This is a genomic window from Kitasatospora sp. NPDC038210 (genome assembly GCF_055600605.1).
On the sequence record NZ_JBVJYK010000091.1, the window covers coordinates 1 to 1,236 of the forward strand.

1 protein-coding gene is annotated in these 1,236 nt (G+C 71.6%); it reads right to left on the reverse strand.

All coding sequences use genetic code 11. From position 1 onward, the window contains the following. Positions 1 to 29: 29 nt before the first annotated feature. A partial coding sequence (locus ACZ7KX_RS42730; protein ID WP_470331349.1) for a transposase occupies positions 30 to 1,236 on the reverse strand: 1,207 nt, incomplete at its 5' end.

Genomic DNA, 1,236 nt, shown 5'->3' on the forward strand with positions numbered 1-1,236 from the left:
CGGACGCTGTTGGTTAATGCGGGTCCTGATCACTTCGCCCCGCCGACCGGTTGGTCGGCGGGGCGAAGTGCTGTGAAGTGGCTGGTGCGGGTGCGGGCTCGGGGTGTGTCGGTGAGGTGGGCGTCGATGCGGGCGAGGTTGATCGCGGCGCCGGTGAGCTGGTGCTGGAGTCCGGTCTTCGCAAGGCCCTGGTAACGGGATCTGCGCAGGCCGCAGCGCTGGACGCCTTGGGCGATGGTGCCTTCGACCCCGGCGCGGATCTTGTAGCGGTCCCTCCAGGTGTCGGTCTGCTGCTCGGCTCTGGCCGCGCGGACGGCTTCGTGTTCGTCGCGCTGTCGCAGGGTGAGTTCACGGCGCTGGGCGGTGGGTGAGTCGACGCAATCACGCAGGTGGGGGCAGGGGCGGCAGTCGGCGGGGCTGAAGCGGATCCGGATGACGGACAGGCCGTGCTGTGAGTTTCGGTGGTGCCATTGCGTGCTGGCGGTCCCGTTCGGGCAGGTGACCCGCTCGCGGTCCCAGTCGATGGTGAACGCGTCCTGCCCGAAGGGGCCGCCGGCCGAAGACGCGGTGTTGGCGGCCACCGGCCCGTGCAGGTCGACGCCGTGCTCTCGCCGGGCGGTCACGATCTGGGAGGCGGTGGGATACCCGGCGTCGACCCAGTGCTCGCCGGGCAGGCAGTCCCGCTCGGCCAGGCCGGTGTGGATCGTCTCGCTCATGACGCTGTCCGCGACGGTGGCGACGGTGGTGGCCACGTTCGTGACCAGGTTCGGCGCATCGGGCTCGCAGGTCTCGGTGAGGTGGACCTTGCAGCCGTCCCGGATCAGGTCGTTCTTCCTGCCGCCGCGCGCGTCGACGTCATAGGGGGTGACCAGGCGCAGGGCGCCCGGCGGCCGGTCTTTTGGGTCCCGCCGCACCACCTCGCCCCCGGCGTGGTGGAAGTGCTGGAGCCAGATCCGGCGAAGGGTCTCCACCTCGGGCAGGTCCCGCAGGCCCGGCGGCGCGTCGGGGGCGCAGAGCGCCTGGAAGAGCCGTGTCCCGTCGGCGCCGATCCGCCGCCCGACTTCGACACGCTTCGCGTGCGCCTTGGGGAAGCGGGAGTCCTCGGCCCGGGTGGCGTAGTGCCGGAACCAGTGCGGCTCCGCGACATCCGCCAGCCAGTCGGGGACAGTCCGGGCGAGCGCGTTCAGTGCCGTGCGCAGGGTCTCCGAGACCATCTCCAGCCGGCACATCTCCCGG